17 protein-coding genes are annotated in these 16,709 nt (G+C 51.0%); 6 read left to right on the forward strand and 11 right to left on the reverse strand.

The features are described from left to right. The first annotated feature begins 290 nt into the window (after window positions 1-290). From JUF10_RS00480 to JUF10_RS00495, 4 genes are all read left to right on the forward strand, one after another. Window positions 291-1,271 (forward strand): serine hydrolase, encoded by a 981-nt coding sequence (locus tag JUF10_RS00480; protein WP_203640290.1) that lies wholly within the window; start codon window positions 291-293, stop codon window positions 1,269-1,271. A gap of 626 nt (window positions 1,272-1,897) precedes the next feature. Continuing rightward, window positions 1,898-2,269: a cupredoxin domain-containing protein gene (locus JUF10_RS00485; RefSeq protein ID WP_203640291.1), complete on the forward strand. Its 372-nt coding sequence runs from the start codon at window positions 1,898-1,900 to the stop codon at window positions 2,267-2,269. 14 nt (window positions 2,270-2,283) lie between these two features. Further along, the gene (locus JUF10_RS00490) at window positions 2,284-2,556 is read left to right on the forward strand and encodes a cupredoxin domain-containing protein (RefSeq protein WP_203640292.1); all 273 of its coding nucleotides are present in this window, start codon (window positions 2,284-2,286) and stop codon (window positions 2,554-2,556) included. Further along, a complete protein-coding gene (locus JUF10_RS00495; RefSeq protein WP_203640293.1) occupies window positions 2,553-4,484 on the forward strand; it encodes a copper-translocating P-type ATPase in 1,932 nt (643 codons plus the stop codon). Before JUF10_RS00490 ends, JUF10_RS00495 begins: the two co-directional genes overlap by 4 nt. Window positions 4,485-4,656: 172 nt before the next feature. Here the strand turns inward: JUF10_RS00495 and JUF10_RS00500 are convergent, their stop codons facing one another. From JUF10_RS00500 to JUF10_RS00510, 3 genes are all read right to left on the reverse strand, one after another. Further along, the gene (locus JUF10_RS00500) at window positions 4,657-5,133 is read right to left on the reverse strand and encodes a glutathione peroxidase (protein ID WP_203640294.1); all 477 of its coding nucleotides are present in this window, start codon (window positions 5,131-5,133) and stop codon (window positions 4,657-4,659) included. An 86-nt stretch (window positions 5,134-5,219) separates the two neighbouring features. Next, window positions 5,220-5,720 (reverse strand): isochorismatase family protein, encoded by a 501-nt coding sequence (locus JUF10_RS00505; protein WP_203640295.1) that lies wholly within the window; start codon window positions 5,718-5,720, stop codon window positions 5,220-5,222. A 32-nt stretch (window positions 5,721-5,752) separates the two neighbouring features. Further along, on the reverse strand, window positions 5,753-6,376 hold the full coding sequence (locus JUF10_RS00510; protein WP_203640296.1) for a cation efflux transmembrane domain-containing protein: 624 nt from the start codon (window positions 6,374-6,376) through the stop codon (window positions 5,753-5,755). A gap of 169 nt (window positions 6,377-6,545) precedes the next feature. On the opposite strand from JUF10_RS00510, the gene JUF10_RS00515 reads away from it, so the two are divergent. Further along, entirely contained in the window at window positions 6,546-8,360 is a 1,815-nt protein-coding gene (locus tag JUF10_RS00515) for a bifunctional metallophosphatase/5'-nucleotidase (protein WP_203640297.1), read from the forward strand. Window positions 8,361-8,432: 72 nt separating this feature from the next. Here the strand turns inward: JUF10_RS00515 and JUF10_RS00520 are convergent, their stop codons facing one another. The 6 genes from JUF10_RS00520 to JUF10_RS00545 form a co-directional block, all read right to left on the reverse strand. After that, window positions 8,433-9,137 carry a matrixin family metalloprotease gene (locus JUF10_RS00520; RefSeq protein ID WP_203640298.1) on the reverse strand — a complete coding sequence of 235 codons (705 nt, stop codon included), beginning with the start codon at window positions 9,135-9,137 and terminating at the stop codon, window positions 8,433-8,435. 178 nt (window positions 9,138-9,315) lie between these two features. Continuing rightward, window positions 9,316-10,773: an NCS2 family permease gene (locus JUF10_RS00525; protein ID WP_203640299.1), complete on the reverse strand. Its 1,458-nt coding sequence runs from the start codon at window positions 10,771-10,773 to the stop codon at window positions 9,316-9,318. 280 nt (window positions 10,774-11,053) lie between these two features. Next, complete coding sequence (locus JUF10_RS00530; RefSeq protein ID WP_203640300.1) at window positions 11,054-11,236, reverse strand: hypothetical protein; 183 nt, start codon at window positions 11,234-11,236, stop codon at window positions 11,054-11,056. Window positions 11,237-11,369: 133 nt separating this feature from the next. Further along, window positions 11,370-12,572 (reverse strand): multidrug effflux MFS transporter, encoded by a 1,203-nt coding sequence (locus JUF10_RS00535; RefSeq protein WP_203640301.1) that lies wholly within the window; start codon window positions 12,570-12,572, stop codon window positions 11,370-11,372. A gap of 190 nt (window positions 12,573-12,762) precedes the next feature. Continuing rightward, on the reverse strand, window positions 12,763-13,572 hold the full coding sequence (locus tag JUF10_RS00540) for a Cof-type HAD-IIB family hydrolase (protein WP_203640302.1): 810 nt from the start codon (window positions 13,570-13,572) through the stop codon (window positions 12,763-12,765). 69 nt (window positions 13,573-13,641) lie between these two features. Next, window positions 13,642-14,283: a helix-turn-helix domain-containing protein gene (locus JUF10_RS00545; protein WP_203640303.1), complete on the reverse strand. Its 642-nt coding sequence runs from the start codon at window positions 14,281-14,283 to the stop codon at window positions 13,642-13,644. A gap of 240 nt (window positions 14,284-14,523) precedes the next feature. Here JUF10_RS00545 and JUF10_RS00550 point away from each other — a divergent pair, with 240 nt between their 5' ends. Next, window positions 14,524-14,754 (forward strand): antitoxin of toxin-antitoxin stability system, encoded by a 231-nt coding sequence (locus JUF10_RS00550; protein WP_203640304.1) that lies wholly within the window; start codon window positions 14,524-14,526, stop codon window positions 14,752-14,754. A gap of 128 nt (window positions 14,755-14,882) precedes the next feature. Here JUF10_RS00550 and map read toward each other — a convergent pair whose 3' ends face one another. Both map and nudC read right to left on the reverse strand, forming a co-directional pair. Further along, entirely contained in the window at window positions 14,883-15,680 is a 798-nt protein-coding gene (gene map / locus JUF10_RS00555; protein ID WP_203640305.1) for a type I methionyl aminopeptidase, read from the reverse strand. 74 nt (window positions 15,681-15,754) lie between these two features. After that, window positions 15,755-16,579: an NAD(+) diphosphatase gene (gene nudC / locus JUF10_RS00560; RefSeq protein ID WP_203640306.1), complete on the reverse strand. Its 825-nt coding sequence runs from the start codon at window positions 16,577-16,579 to the stop codon at window positions 15,755-15,757. Window positions 16,580-16,709 lie beyond the last annotated feature (130 nt).

Consider the following 16,709-nt stretch of genomic DNA (forward strand, 5'->3'; position numbering starts at 1 on the left):
GGCGACATCTCCACTTATACACGCGAAAGAATCTGTTCAGGTTATCATGGTAGGATACGTGGATGACTGTCCGAAAAACTGCGCCGAAAAATTTCTTTTGGCGGATCAGGTCATACGCCGTAAGACCACTTCCCTACTAACGAGATCACCAGCCATTTTGGAACGCAGAATTCTCAAGTGTTTGCGTTTTACTTAAGAATTCCACGTATACGCCGCCAAAATTTGAGCGTATAATTAAAACCATTAATTAGTTCACCCGACATACAATCTGAAGAAATGAGAGTCAGCCGATGAGACATAAAGAACCGCAATCATTCTTACAAAAACTCTATAAATACCGCACTTATTTGCTGGGACTCGTCATTTTAGTGGTCGGCATCGCCAGCATCGTCGGCGTTCAGGCCCATCAAAAGAACGCTACGGAAGCCGACTCCACCTCCGTCGCCCAGGCTAAGGGCCCGACTGCTCACGAAATCAAGGCCCAACAAAAACAGCTCAAGCACAAGTTGAACCGCTACTTGAAATCGGTTACAGCAGACAAAACCACGAGTGTCAGCTTCTACAACTTAGGCCCGACCGCGGGCAGTTCGGCGGCGAAGTCCCAGACAGCTCGCCAATTCTATAAGCAAGGCAAGCTCGCCACCTCGGCCAACGCGCACACGCCCGAGGTTTCCGCCAGCACCTACAAGCTGTTCATTGCCGCCTATCTGTTCCATCAGAATCATTTAGGCTACTACGACTGGACGCTCTCCGAAAAGGACGGGTTCCAACGCATGGTCGTCAACAGCGAGAATGACTTCGCGGAGGGCGTGCTAGATGCTTACGGTTTGACGACCCTCGATGATTTCATCGCCAGTGAGGGCTGGTATTCACCGACCTTCGTCGCCAACCAAGCCTCCGTCACCACGGCCTACAGTCTGACGTTGCTCTTGAAGAAATTAGCGCTCCAACAAGCACCGTTTAACCACTCTCACGATCAACAATGGCTGCTCTCACTCATGAACAAGCAGATTTACCGAACCGGGATTCCAGCCGGAGCGGCCACCGCCCAAAAGGGTACGGTCGTTGCGGACAAGGTGGGCTTCCTCGGTGACACCAACAATGATGCCGCCATCGTCACCCTCCCCAATGGCCAACGCTACGTCCTAGTCATCATGACCCACGGCCACGGGCAAAGCGGCTTCAGCGGCTTCCCCCGGATGGCTGAGATCACCACTCATATTCAAAAGATGATGTATGACCCTAGTATCGTGAAGGGCCTTAATAAGTAAACTTGGGAGTCATGGCACGCGCTGTCATGGCTCTTTTTTTGCGCATAATTTGCTCATTATAAAAAGTCAGGGACTCTTTACAACTCAAGCGCCTATCTACAGTCACATTAATTACTGAAGGTTGAAAGCGTCCAAGTAGTGTTTGAGCCCGGTATAACAACGATATCACCGTAAAACTAGGCAACTCAGTCCATACTTTGCCTTACCCAGTGACTTTCTGTCAACTGGGAAGATGAGCGTAAAATCGCCACAAGCTGAACCAAAGATATTGAGTCCACAAGACTTTCAGCAGTTGTTGTGATAGGACACAACCAAAGTCGGAGGAGGCCAGGGATGCAGCCAGCCGTGATAATGGCCTTGGCTGGCGTCCTTGATAGCCTAGACCATGGGCGACTTTTAAGACGCGTGTTTTTCGCGGCTTAAAAGCGAGCGAGAAGACTGGTGCTCTTCCAGTCTGAAGCGTCCCCACAGCAGGCGGAATCTCTGGCAGCCGCAGTGCGACCAATTAACACCTACTTTCTCCCCACAACTAAATCCAATAATCATTTTGTGTTGACAAATGTAATCGTTGGCGGTAAGCTACCGTTATAGATTACAGATGTAAACAAAGAAAGCAGGGATTTCCCATGATCAAATTAATCGTCCTCATCGTTGCCGCTGCACTGATTGGCTTCATTGCTTGGTGGTTCTTCGGCAAGCACACCACGCGAGCTGTTGATGCTGCCGTTACCGGCGACATCCAAGACGCCGCCGTTGAAGTCAGCGGGGGATATTCCCCCAGCACGGTCGTCCTGAAACGTGGCGTACCGGCGCACATCACCTTTAACCGCAAGGACCCATCGAGCTGTCTGGAACAAGTCGTCTTCCCTGACTTTGGAATCAACCAATTTCTCCCGAAGGACCAAGATGCGGTCATCGACATTGACACTAGCAAAGCCGGCGAGTTCGACTACGCGTGCGGCATGAACATGTTTCACGGCAAAGTCATCATTAAATAACGGAGGTCTTCATCATGACAAACAAACAAGTTGCAACCATCACCGTTGACGGCGGCTACTCACCCGCCACAGTCGTTTTAACCCAGGGTGTGCCCGCCGAATTGACATTTAATCGCATCAATAACGCTGGCTGTCTGGAACAAGTGCACTCACAAGCGCTCAACTTCAGTGAAGACCTGCCGCTCAACACGCCCCGGACCGTGACCATCGACACCAGTCGTGCTGGCGAATTCGACTTCAGTTGTGGGATGGACATGTTCCACGGAAAGGTGGTCATTAAGTCATGAGCATCAAGAATCGCTTCGTTTTCTCGCTGATTGTCTCGCTCCCCATGCTCGTCGAAATGTTGGCAGCTCCCTTTGGTTTCATGCTCCCTGGTGGCGCTTGGACCATGTTTTTCCTGACCACCGCCGTCATGGGCGTTTCCGCTGGGCCCTTCATTCAGAGTGCCTGGGCCGCCTTTCGTCATCATCACGCCAACATGGACACGCTGGTTGCCATTGGGACGGCCACGGCCTACCTCTACAGTTTCTACGCAATGCTGACCGGCAAGGCCGTCTTCTATGAAAGTGCCGCCTTCGTGGTCACCTTCATTCTGCTCGGCCAGTACTTCGAAGAAAAAATGAAGCATTCTGCCTCAGGCGCCGTTAGTAAGCTGGTCGACCTGCAGGCCAAAGACGCCGAAGTCATGCGCAACGGTCAATTGGTCAAGGTACCCTTGGCCGAAGTCGTCGTTGATGACATCGTTCGCGTAAAGCCCGGTCAAAAGGTGGCCGTCGATGGCGTCATCACCGAAGGCACCTCGACCATTGACGAATCCATGGTCACCGGTGAAAGCATGCCGGTCACGAAAAAGGCTGGTGATCACGTCATCGGCGCGACCATGAACAACACAGGTACCTTTATGTTTCGGGCTAGCAAGGTCGGTAGTGACACCCTGTTGTCGCAAATCGTTGAAATGGTCAAGAAGGCGCAGACTAGCCATGCGCCCATTCAAAAAACGGTCGACAAGGTGGCGGACATTTTCGTCCCTGCCGTGCTGATCATTGCCATTTTAACCTTTACGATCTGGTACGTGTTCCTCGGCGCCAGCGTGGTCAACGCCATGCTCTTCGCCGTTTCCGTTGTCATCATCGCTTGTCCCTGTGCCCTCGGTATTGCGACTCCCACGGCCTTGATGGTCGGAACTGGTCGCAGCGCGAAGATGGGGATTCTGATTAAAAATGGTGAGGTCCTCGAGGCCGCAAACCGCATCAAGACAGTCGTTTTCGACAAGACGGGGACCATCACGGCTGGTCATCCCCAGGTCACGGACATTGTGGGTGACACTGCGACCGTTCTTGACGTGGCTGCTAGTTTGGAAGCCTCATCGGAACATCCCCTCGCCGCAGCCATCCTGGATAAGGCCAAGGCTGATGGCCGCGCCGTTACCGCCGCAACTGATTTCAAGGCCATCGAAGGTAAAGGCGTTCAGGCCACGGTCAACGGCCAAGCCGCCCTCATTGGGAACGACAAATTGGTCGCCGATTACACATTGACGCCAGAACTCAGCACACGCATGGCCCAGCTCCAAAGTGAGGCGAAGACGGTCGTTGTGGTTGGCCTGGCTGGTAAGATCATTGGCCTGATCGCCATTCAAGATGCTCCGAAAGTCAGCTCTGCTAGTGCCATTGCTGCGTTGAAGAAGCGCGGGTTGCGGACCGTCATGCTGACGGGGGATAACCAACGGGTCGCTCAGGCCATCGCCACCGAAGTTGGCATCGACGATGTGATTGCGGACGTGTTACCTGGCGACAAGGCCGATAACGTCAAGCGCCTCCAAGCCGATGGTCCGGTCGCCTTCGTGGGTGACGGCATCAATGACGCCCCCGCCTTAACAACTGCCGACGTCGGCATCGCTATGGGGTCCGGCACCGATATTGCCATTGAATCCGGCGGTATCGTCCTGGTCAAAAACGACCTACAAGATGTCGTGCGCGCCCTGGAACTCAGCAAGAAGACCTTTAATCGAATCAAGTTGAATCTATTCTGGGCGTTTATTTACAACACGTTGGGGATTCCGGTGGCTGCCGGCGTCTTCTTCGCCCTCGGCCTCTCGTTGAGTCCGGAAATCGCCGGACTCGGAATGGCCCTCAGCTCCCTGTCAGTCGTTGCCAGTTCCCTGCTGCTCAACACGTCGAAACTGACGTCCACACCAGCACCGACTGCCGCTTAGGAGGGATTTTCGATGGAAGAAAAATTTTGGAGTAAAAGTACCTGGCAAACCACGCTGATTGCGATTGTCTATACGATTGTGGCGATTGGCGTTGGCGCATTGATTGGCCATTAAGCGAGACGCAAAAGGATCATCGTAGCGACTAGGGCTGCGATGATCCTTTTTGGCATAGCTATTTACTTTCCGCCAAGGCCTTAACGATATCCGGTTCAACCTTCTCCGGTTTCGTCACCGGGGCGTAGCGGTCGATCAACTGGCCATCCCGACCAATCAGAAACTTCGTGAAGTTCCATTTGATCCGCCCATGCCCCGCGGTCTCCTTGAGGTAGGTGAACAGTGGGTCCTCGTCATCCCCATTGACCGCAATCCTTTTTGTCATGGGAAAGGTTACCCCATAATGCATTTGGCAAAAGTCACTGGTCGCTTCGTCCGAATCTAGCTCCTGGTGAAATTGATTGGAAGGCAACCCGAGCACCTCAAAGCCCTGGTCGTGATACTGCTTGTACAGGGCTTCAATTCCCTCTAGTTGCGGCGCCAATCCACACTTACTGGCGGTATTGACGACCAGTAATACTTTGCCCTGATAGTCTTTAAAATCAATGGTCTTGCCGCTCATTTCGGTTTCCTTAAAGTCATAAATCGTAGCCATAACGCCTCATCCTTTCAAATGAACCAGCCCAATTTAAAAACGATTGTGCACAAATTAATGATACATCAATCGTTTACGATTAGCTTCTATTTTGCTAGGGGTTGCGTGTACACTGTGGCGAAGCTCTCCGCCCAGAGCCGTTCATGGTGCCGCCGAATCTGCTCGGCCGTTAACTCTAATGAGTCAAATGTCGTCTCCAGTCCAGACTGAATCGCCATCTGAAAGCCCTGACTGTGGCCCACCCGAATGGCCGTGTCCACGGCCAATTCAGTCTGCAGGCCGCACACCTCAATACTTTTCACATTCAAATGGCGCAAACGCTCGGCTAATCCGGTCTCAAAGAAAATATCGTCATGATAGTTGGGAACGATCACGTCGTTTTGCCAGTGTAGCCGCGCATCCAACTCCCACACCGGACTGCTGTACACCAGCTCGTCATCCGTCTTTTGTAGAAAAATCACGGGATGGTGCGCGTGGTGATACACGTCCAACCGCCGATTAATTTTCGCAACTAGGTCATCATACCCCGTCGCTTCACTGTACCCATTCTGCACGTCAATCACTAATAACTCATTTTGGACTGGCACAAAAACTCCCCCTTAAAAATTAAATGTCCCCATTACTCGGCTCGACCGCGACCGGCTTGAAATGCCTCCCAGCCCTCGCTCGCGATGAAATAAACCAGAACCAGCGCGGCAACGGAATCACTCCACCACCAGCCGACCCACGCCGTCAACGCCGCGCCGACCAGGACCGTGGCGGCCATGTAGGCGCAGGTGATATTGCACATGCCGTCCTCGATCAACGCCGCCGAATGAAGTTGCTTGCCTAAAGAGCGTTTCCGCAACGCCAACAATGGCATCAAGATCACCGAGGCAACGGCAATGCCGATACCGGAAAAACTGGTGTCCGCTGCCTGATGAAGCACCAAGTTGGCAATGGCGACCCCGGTCACATAGACCGCCAACAACAGCAAGACCGTCCCCACAATCAGTGACGACCTGCGTTCCGCATGTTCAATCTCGGCCGTCGGTGCGCCATTAATCTCCTTACGTAGCCGCCAGATCAACGTGCTCCCGGATACGATTTCTAAACAACTATCCAGGCCAAAAGCAATCAGCAGGATCGACCCCGCCTTTAATCCGGAGTAGAAACCCACTAGAAATTCGAAGACCATCCACCCGGTCGAAAAGTATTCTGTTCGTAAACTGTGCCGCACTAGGTTGCTCGTCTCATTTACCATCGTCCGTCCCCGCTTCCCAAATATCCTTATCCCCTAGTCTACCGCAAGCCGCCGTCATTGTGGATGGGGAAAATTAGGAAAAGCAACAAGGGTGATATTGTTTATCCGCTTTAATTATGCTACTATCATATTTGTAAGCGCTATCACTATATTTCAGGAGGCCAATAACATGGCTAGTTTGTCAGGTAAAACGTTATACATATTAGGAGCATTAGGATGCTTGGGAGCAGTAGCTGGTGGCTTGATGAGTCCATCATCGTCACTAAGCCCGCAAACAACGGCATACGCCAAGAAAGTTGCGAAAAAGGCTAAACCAACCAAGAAGGCTAAGACTATTCAGATTCCGGTGCAGTTCTTAGGAATCAACGACCTCCACGGTGGGTTACAGGCCACCGGGAAGCTCTTCATGGACAGCAAGACCATCGAAGGTGCGGGGACCGTGGCGCGCTTAGGCGGCTACCTCGATCAGGCGCAGACGTCATTTAAAAAGACCCATGCTAACGGGGTCACTGTGCGGGTGCAATCCGGGGATATGGTCGGCGCCAGTCCTGCCAACTCGGCCCTACTCGATGACGGCCCCACGCTGAGCACGTTAAAGGCCATGAGGGTCAAGGTTGGGGTCATCGGCAATCACGAATTTGACCACGGCTTGAGTCAGTACGGCAACCTCGTCAACGGGAAGAAGCCCAGCACCACGGGCATCAAGAACCCTCAACAGGTCCAAGCCATTAAGAAATATCCGTTCGTGAAGACTGGCATGCAAATCGTCATCGCCAACGTTCGCGACAAGCAGACCAACAAGATTCCTGCGAACTGGAAACCCTACACGATCAAAAAGATCACGGACCCGAAGACCAAGGCCACGGTTAAGGTCGGCTACATTGGTATTTTGAACACCAATTTGCCGGGCATCGCGAAGAACTACAAGTTGCTTAACGAAGCCAAGACGATTGCCAAATACGACAAGCAACTGCGGGCCAAAGGCGTTAAGGCCATCGTCGTCCTCGGTCATACCGGAGCAGTCACGCAAAATGGCAAGACCACTGGGGACGCCGTCAACGACCTCAAGGAATTAAACAAGATCGACCCCAAGAACAGCGTTGATATTTTCTTCGCCGGTCACAGCCACCAGTACGCCAATGGCCGCGTGAAGGGTGTGCCCGTCGTTCAGGCTGGGATGCAGGGCCGCGGCTACGCCAACATTACGGCTAAGCTCAGCACCAAGACCCACGATTTCGTCAAGAGTAGCGTCAAGGCGAAGGTCGCCCCAGTCTTCTCGCTGAAGGATGACCCAACCGCCACGTTTGCTAAGGACAAGACCGTTAAGAAGATCAACGGCATCATCGCTGACGCTAACCGTCGCGTGGCCCCGATCATCAACACCGAAGTCGGGTCCATCGCCGGTGGCAAGACCATCAGCAACGACCTATCCAACAACAAGGAATCCGCTGCAGCCTATGTCGTGGTCGATGCCCAACGGACGACCGCAAACGAACAGAGCCATCAGGTCGACTTCGCTGTGACCAGCAACGACTCTATTCGTAGCGATATGAACGTTAATTCAGCTGGTAAGGTCACGCTGGGAACGCTGTACGACATGCAACCCTATGGCAATAGCCAACCCATCGTTGAAATGACTGGGAAGGATATCGTCGACCTGTTGAACGAACAGTACACCAAGTCACAACTCTACTTCCTACAAATTTCTGGACTGACCTACAAGTACAGCCCAGCAACCACCGGCGACCAGCTCTTCACAGTATCCGATGTCAAAACGGCTAAGGGTGACGCCATCAACCCGACCCAGAAGTATCACGTCTTAACCAACGACTACCTTTCCACGGGTGGGGACGGCTACGCAGCCTTCACGCATGGCACGATCGTTGATAACGCCGGTCAGGATATCGACCTCCTGACGACTTACCTGCAAACACACAGCCCAATCACCACACCAAAATTGGACCGAAAAGTGCCATTAGCTTAATCCTTAATTGAACTTAAAACGCCCAGACAGCGGCCCCTTTGCACTGCTGTCTGGGCGTTTTCTATGGCATGATTATTTGTCGTAAATGCTCTTCAGGCTCTGCACATCGGCCGCAGACAACTGTGTGTTACCATGATCAATCGCGGTCATCACGGAGTCCTTGTCAGAACTGTGGTCGAGTCCCAGCGCGTGGCCCAACTCGTGGACGGCTACGGAGAGCTTAACCGCCTGCTTATAGGTCACATTGAGTTTGGCCTTACCGGCATTGGTGGTTTGAATGCCCCGCCAACTGATACGCTGTGTAATTTGGGGACCCCCGTGGCCAAACTCCACGGTACCTTGACTGAGCTCTTCTTCCTTGTGGTAGGCACTCAACGTGATTTGATTTCCATTCGCATTGGCCTTACCCGCCGTCAAGTTGACGATTCCAGTTTTATTGTAAATTTGAATGGCGGCGTTGAACTTTTGCTGCACCCGCGCCGGCGTGTCTGCCGCGTAATGGTAGTGATATGTTTTCTGCAACAACACACCCTGCATGGCCTCCTCGACTGGCGTATTATCCGCACCGGTCTGCGTCGTCGCATCGGCGGTATTTCGTAAAATGTAGCCACTCGACCGGTAGTCGGCGGACTTGGTCGTGGTCGTCTTTCCGGTCACCAACCCCGTTGCCAATGTGGTCAGTGCCGTGCGGTAATAACTGAGTGAGCGCCAATTGCTGACGACAAATAGGGCCACTGCTAACGCCATCACCAACATGAATCGCCTGAAGAATTTCACCCTCGCCTCGTCCCTTCCGTTCTTTTTGCCGAAATACTTAATTCTGTTTAGATTCTAGGACATCTAGTTGTGCACATCAACTAGTTAGGCTCGCCAATTTTCATGCCTCTTTCATGACCGATACAAAAAGCGTCGCCACCAATCCGAAAGACCGGTAACGACGCTTTTGAGATGTTGTTTAGACTAAAGCTAACACCGTAAAGTTAATGATAAACAGAATGGAAACGATCCAAATCAGCGGGTGAACTTCCTTAGCCTTACCCAAGACAACTTTTACCAGGCAGTAGAAGATGAACCCAGCGGCAATCCCATAAGTGATGTTGTAGGCAAATGCCATGATAAACGTGGTCATAAAGGCTGGAATGGCCTCGTTTAAATCGTGCCATGGAATCTTGCTGAGGGAACTCATCATCATGATCCCCACCAGGATCAGCGATGGTGCAATGGCAGCGGTTGGAATGATGGACAGCAATGGCGATGCCAGCGAACTCAGCAGGAAGAGAATGGCGACAACGACACTGGTCAGTCCTGTTCGACCACCAGCACCGATTCCGGCAGAGCTTTCCACGTAGGTCGTCAGGTTAGAGGTCCCAAAGATGGACCCCACACCAGTCGCGATGGAGTCGGCGAACAGTGCCTTATCCAGCTTGGATTTGAACCCGGGTTGGCCTTCCAGTGCGAGTTCCTTCGATCCAGAGAAAATTCCGGTTTGCCGGCCAGTTCCGATAAACGTTCCTAACGAATCGAAGGTGTCGGATAGACTGAACGAGAGAATCGTCATGAGCACCAGGATGACCCGATTATGCTCGGCAAACAGTGACCCCATTCCCTCGTGAGAAAAGGCCGCCAGGAAGGTCGTGCCTAATTGATGGACGGAGGATCCAATCGAATAACTGCTAGCCAAATGGAGATTCGTGACGCCCATAGGAATTCCAATCACGGTCGTGGCTAAGATTCCAATCAAGAGTGCCCCAGGAACCTTGCGTACCTTGAAGATGACCGTAATGACTAACCCAATCAGGGCCAAAACTAGCGCTGGTGAGTTAAAGTTTTCCAGTGCGGGAACAATTCCCCCACCGGTCACAACGGTGCCCACGCCCTGACTAAACGTCTTTTGCGTTGCATCGAACGCCTTGCCGTTAATGGACAGGATGTTGCTGGCATCACTGGTAAACTGTAAGAAGTTCGCGTTTTTCAAACCAACATACGCAATGAAGGCCCCAATCCCACCACTAATGGCAAGTTGAAGATTCATTGGAATCGCTGAAATCAGCATTTTTCGAATTTTAGTGGCGGTGATAATAATATTGATAATGCCACAGAAGAAGACTAAGGCCAAGGCCTGTTGCCACTTGAAGCCTAATCCCATGACCACGGTATAGGTGAAGAAGGCGTTCAATCCCATTCCGGGAGCTAACGCATAAGGGACATTGGCGAAGAGCCCCATGACCAATGTGCCCGCAACGGACGCAATGATGGTTGCTAAGAAGACGGCCTGTTGCGGCATCCCCGTCTGACCTAAGATCTGCGGGTTAACAAATAAGATATACGACATGGCGAAGAACGTCGTGATGCCGGCAACAACTTCGGTGCCGACAGTGGTTCCTGATTCTTTAAGCTTAAAAAACTTATCCACGGTGGATTCCTCCTAAAATACGAACATTAATAAAATTATAATTGATAATCATTAGTTATTACATCCAAAACTATACCAGACGGTTGCGGTAAAAGCTATATAAAATAAAAATAAGCGAACTTTAACGTATCTAGCGTTATATTTAATTCGGGAGCTAGCCGTTCAGCCACTACGCTTAATCGACCTTGCGCCCGTTAATCAAGTTGACTAATTATGGCCATTTATTTTCCGCAAAAAAAGCAGTTATCAGCGTTTAGGCCAATAACTGCTCTGATCACTTCTACCGACAACTTTGATGCGCATCCTGCCGCAACCGCTGTAGATCCCGGTCACTCACCACCAGCTGAACCTCTCCGGTGTCCAAGTCCACCTGGGCCTGAACGGTCACCTGCTTTTCACTCACGGTATCCCGCTTCAACTTCAAGGGTCCACTGTACGCCAACGTTTCTAACTTTTTCTGCACGGTTCCGGCTCCTCTCTGAATTTCACGGCCAGTTTAGCATAATTTCTGGTTGGATTCTGAGCGGACGTCTTACAAATAATTTTATAAAAACGGCCTCACAGATTTCGCCGTGAGGCCGCCATTTTAGCTTGTTTTAATCGTCAGAACTGATGACACCAATTTCATCTCGTTGACGTTCCAATCGCACGTACACGGCGAGCATCACCACGCTGATGACCAGCATGTATACCGGCAACGTGACGATCGACCCGTTGTGCACGCAGCTCATGCCATACGTGACGGCACTGACTAATAAATAATAGCCAAGGCTGAACCAGCCACTGGCACTCCCCATGACGGCCTCATAGCCAACCAGCGCACGATTCAAAGCGTTGGGTAACGTGATGTTTAGGCCTAAAAAGGTCAGGAAGATCCCGCCGATCATGGCAAGTGCTGACTGAAAAATAGCTGCCGTCAGCAGGCCACTTCCAGCAACGACACTCAGGAGAAGTCCTGCCACCGCAACGCGTTCTGGTGACCAAAAGTTCAAGGCAGCGTTGACAATGACCGCACCTAATAGACTGGCGCTCGCTAACACCAACCCCAACCAGCCATAACGGACCGCGGAATAGCCAAAGTGGGTCATGAAGATAAACGGCGCCTCTGCATAGTAGCTGAATAGAATCCCATTGATACCACCGATTAAGATGCCGTAGCCCCAAACCACCGGATCGGTCAGCAAACGACCAACCAATTTTCGCTGATTAACGCTCGGCGTGGCAATCTGAACCGGCCGGGTTTCGGGAAGTCGACTCAGCGCGTACAGCCCCACAGCAACGGCCATCGCGACCAACGTGGCAAAGACGCTGCGATACCCAAGGTAGGTCTGGACAAGCCCACCGATCAATGGTCCAAAGGCTGGTGCCAGTGCCATGGCTGCACTGGTGCGGGCAAAGATTTTAGCCCCTGTGATGCCACTAAAACTCTCGCGCATAATCGTCTGGGTGACCACGGAACCGGCGCTAGCGCCGAAGGCTTGAACCAGCCGCCAGTCTAAAAATGGCAGGAAACTCCCACTTAAATACAGGCCACAATTACCCAGCAGATAAACGGCAATACCGGCCAACATGGCGGGACGCCGGCCCCATTTATCGGCGAGCTGACCCCAAATCAGGACCCCGATGGCAAAGGCAACAAAGTAGGTGCTCATGGTCAATTGAACCCGGTTGGCGCTCACAGCAAAGGCACGCTGGAGCTGCGGCAGGACCGGGGTGAAGATGGATTCGCTGATTTGTGGAAAACCAACGAGGGCAATGATCAATCCCAATGATGGGACTGTGTGACGGACGTTTTTCATCGTATTTCTCCTTATAATTTACTCTACGGAAAAACGTCCTTGCCCGTTTGCGGGGACACACGCCATTAATTTTTCTAAATCCATGGGTTTATCCCCCCTCTCTGCGTAATATTGTCTTACCATACGGGAGATTGCGGGTCCTGTCAACCTACGAAAAAGGCCGAGAGTTTCGGCTCTCGACCTCACTGAATTATAAAATAAATTTCTCAATGGCATCCGCCACGCCACGTTCGTAATCGTTGGGCGTGACAAATTTAGCGACCTGCTTGACCTCATCGATCCCGTTCGCCACGGAAATTGGCAGGCCAACCTTGGTCAGCATCCCCAAATCGTTGGCGTTATCCCCAATAGCAATGATCTCATCGGCACTCGCGCCCAGCTGCTTGCCCAGGTCCAGAATTGCCGTTCCCTTGTCGACACCAAAATGGTTGACCTCCATGTAGATGCCGGAAGAATAAGTACAGTTGATGTGTTGGTCAAACGCTGCCGTCACGGCTTGCAGCATCTCCTGACGCACACCAAAGTCCGGGTTCATGGCAATGACCTTCATAATCTGATCATCCTTAAATTGGTCAAACGTACCAACCATTTCGTCATAGTTGACGCCCCGTGTTTGCAGGTAGTGCTTGTCGTCAGCGCGTAGCTGGTAAATGTACAAGTGGTCTAGGGTGTAGACGTGAATGTCGACCTCGTACTGGCGCATGATGTCAAAGACCCGCTGTGCCTCGTCAAATGGCATGGCGTTGCTGACAATGACGCGGTTGTTTTGATTCTCAATGACAGCGCCCCCGTTGTACGACACGACATATTCATTCGGTTGCTGGTAGAGATGTAACTGTTGTAGTAGGCCCTGAATGCTGGTGAAACTGCGGCCCGTGTTGGGGACAAATTTAACCCCTTTGGCCGAAGCCGCGGCAATCGCGTCGATGTTGGCCTGTGAGACCGTCCCGTCTTTTCGCAGCAACGTTTCATCTAAGTCACTCGTAATAATCTTGTACAAATCGCTTCGCTCCCCTGGTTTTCGTTTAGGTCAACTATACCATGAGAAGACGACTTGGTATAGGCCAATTTATACTTGCTTGGCCCGACCATAAATGGCGAAGATACCACTGACCGTTAACGTCCCGATCCACAGGGCGCGACCAGCAACGTAGCCAAAGGCATAACCGGCGCCCACGGCCCCATCCGCCGCATTAGACGCCAACATACTGGCTTCCGGTTGACCGGTAACGGTGACCACGATGACCGTATTCAGGACAATCGCCATGATGGTGATCAGCGCCAGGTGCCAGCCATGCACCCGCCATGCGTCAAAGTTTTGATAAGCTGGCGCTAAAATAATCAGGTTAAGCAGTAATAAGCCACCGGCAACTGTAGCCAGTTTGTGACCTGGTAAAAACAATAAGACGTAAACGAGAAATAAGAGCGCAATATTCGCGTAGGTTGTCACTTCCACGACGCGGTCATTCCGCCGACTAACCTTTTCTTGATGCTGATAATGCTGTGCCATCCCTAAGTCTTCTTTCATTAAACGATCCAACGAAATCTGGTAGATGTCCCCCAGTTTCACTAACGTCAGGATATCCGGATAAGTCCGCCCATTTTCCCAACTTGAAATGGTCTTCCGTGATACGTGTAATTCGGTCGCGACATCAGCTTGAGTCATCCCCTGCTGATGCCGGACGTTTTTTAAATTATCCGCAAAGTTCATTAGCCCCGCCTCCACAAATTAGCTTACCGAAAATTGCGTTTGCCGACAAGCTCGGGTTTGTAGCATCCGCGGTGGAACGGTGTTTAGCGGGCTTTATTTGTCTTCTGATTTCAAGCACTGTTCATCACGAAGCGACGATGAAAAAGAAAAATTTCGATTCATTTTACTTGAACAAGCTAAAAGTTTGCTGTTCGCCCGCCTTCAATATATATTGAATATACAATTTAAGAGGGAAAACAAATGACCACCGTCAAGCTAAAAGAAATTGGCAATACAACTGTATTAACGATTCCCAAGACTATTAAAACGCGATTTGATTCTTATGAAGTGTTCTCCGGACGAGATGGTGCGATTGTCTTCTTGCCTGAGAAAACGAATCCGTTCACTAACGAAAAATTCATCACTTCTCACTCGGATTCACCTATCGAGAAAACTACAACGAAAACTGAGCTAATAGATGGTGACTTCTAAATCGATTGTTACCTTATCCTGCTTCCAATCAATTGTGGCTTTATCAAAAGTTTTAAATAAAATCATCAAAAAAACGATCGTCCTTTTAGGAGATGATCGTTTTTTTGATGACAACACCTATTCAATTATTAGTTCGTTGCTTGCCACAAATATTTCGCATCTAACTCATGGTCAAACGACGTTAAAATCTTTGGCCCGTTGTCAGTCACGACTAGGGTGTGTTCGTACTGACAGCTCAAACTACCATCAATGGTCCGAATCGTCCAACCATCATCAGCGGGATCACTACAGCCCCAGTCGCCCACGTTGATCATGGGTTCGATGGTGATGGTCATACCGGCTTTTAACCGCGTGCCGTGACCTGCTCGACCGTAGTGCGGAACGTCTGGATCTTCATGCATGGTCGGCCCGATGCCGTGGCCCACGTAGTCGCGCACGACACCATAGCCCAGCTCATCTTCGGCGTAGGCTTGAATCGCATGCCCAATATCACCGATACGATTGCCGACAACGGCTTGGTCGATGCCGAGGTATAAGGATTTCAGCGTCACGTCCATTAGTTTTTGGACTTCGGCGGAAGCTTCACCGGCCACAAAGGCGTGGCAAGCATCACTAAGATAGCCGTGATAATCGATAACCGTATCGACCTTGATCAAGTCACCCTGTTTAATCAGGATGTCCTTGCTGGGGCAACCGTGACAGATCATATCGTTGACGCTAACACAGGTCGAGTACTTGTAACCTTCAAAGTTCAGCTCTCCTGGCGTGGCGTCGTGGTCGATAATGTATTGGTAAGAAAAATGGTCGATATCCCAAGTCGTGATTCCGGGCTTGATGTAATCGGCTAATGCGTGAAAGAGGCCAGCTAAAATGTCGCCAGCCGCCTGCATCCCGTTGATTTCACGGGCTGATTTTAGAGTAATCATAGTGTTCCTCCTGAATGGTCATTGTATTTGATTTTAGTATACCTTACCTGATTGAAAATAAAAGTTCCGCTAGTCTATGCTTTTGCGTTCCGGAAAGCCTGACGCATCTCCCAGGCTAAAATAAACTTGGCGCCATCATCGGGCATATTGTTGCGGTCGAACCATTTGGCCTGTGACAGCTCGTCATGTTCCAGTTGGATGGTTTCTTTATGATCAAGTTCCGCGAAGAAACCCATGAGCAATGATTCAGAAAAGGCCCAGGGTTGGCTGCCGTAGTAGCGAATATTATGAATGTCTAAGCCCACCTCTTCATGAACCTCACGCCGCACGGCATCTTCGAGGGTCTCCCCAATTTCAACGAAGCCGGAGATCAGGGTGTAGGGTTGATAACCCGTTAAGTATTTCGTCAGCAGAATCTTATCGCCACTGGTGACCCCAACCACAACGACTGGCGAAATTCGGGGATAGATTTTCTGTCCACACTGCGGACAATCCATGGCGCGTTCCTGCTGGTCGGGAACCGTGGTATGCCCACACCGACCGCAAAATTGGTTGGTTTCATACCACCAACCTAAGTGTGCGGCGGTCGCACCAGCGTAGCCCAGCCAAGTCGGCGTAAAATTTCGAAAGGCGCGGGCGTTGGCATATTGGTAATCGGCATTGGGTGTGACCTTAGCCGCCACCAAGTAAAACGCCGTCTGGTCGATTTGGAAGAGATACGTCATCTGATCTGGCGTTAATTGCCATTTGGCCGTGGCTTCCTGAAATGTCGGTAGCGTACGTTCTTGGTACATCACGACTTGACGGTCGTTGTAAATAACAACATAGTCATCAGCGCGTGGTGCCCGCCGTTGTTCATAGTGATTATCGAATACTTTGGGAGCAATGTCTTGAAACATGTTCTGACCAGCTTTCTTGATTTTAACGAGTAGTGAAACCGTAGCTTGATTTTACACCTTTATAGCGTGAAAGACAGACTGTCTTAAGGCCGACAACGCAAAAAGAGTCACTACATCAAGTAATGACCCC

Source organism: Levilactobacillus andaensis (assembly GCF_016861695.1).
In the GTDB taxonomy this organism is placed as follows: Bacteria; Bacillota; Bacilli; order Lactobacillales; family Lactobacillaceae; genus Levilactobacillus; species Levilactobacillus andaensis.